Here is a 427-nt window from a genome sequence, read left to right on the forward strand (position 1 = left end):
AATCGTTGGCTCATAACCTTCTAAAGCTGGTTGTTCTGGTGATACTTTCACCACATAAGTTTTATCAATGGGTAAGTTTTCAAAGATATAGTAACCATTCTCATCTGTTGTTGTTGGTTCTACAACATTACCATTGATATCTGTGACTGGATTACCTTCTGCATCTTCAATCGTTAAGACTACGTCAGGGATACCTGGTTCGTCTTCGTCTTGTAGACCATCTTTGTTCTTATCCAACCAAACATAATCGCCCACACTTACACTTGGGGTTGTTGGTTCTGGTGTAATCTCTTTCAAGATCACTCCTGCATCCCACGTTGGATCGATACCTTCTGTTGCTAAGATTTCTTTGTCATATTCTTTAGTTATGTTTGAATTGGTTTCATCTAATGTGAACTCAATTGTATAACCCTCAGAATCTGCATCT

The 427-nt window shown here is 38.4% G+C and carries 1 protein-coding gene; it reads right to left on the reverse strand.

The features are described 5' to 3' along the window. Positions 1-427 (reverse strand): SdrD B-like domain-containing protein (locus ACTQ54_RS12425; RefSeq protein ID WP_441757253.1); only part of this gene is annotated, 427 nt, incomplete at both ends.

It is taken from the genome of Fundicoccus sp. Sow4_H7 (genome assembly GCF_052115865.1).
In the GTDB taxonomy this organism is placed as follows: Bacteria; Bacillota; Bacilli; order Lactobacillales; family Aerococcaceae; genus Fundicoccus_A.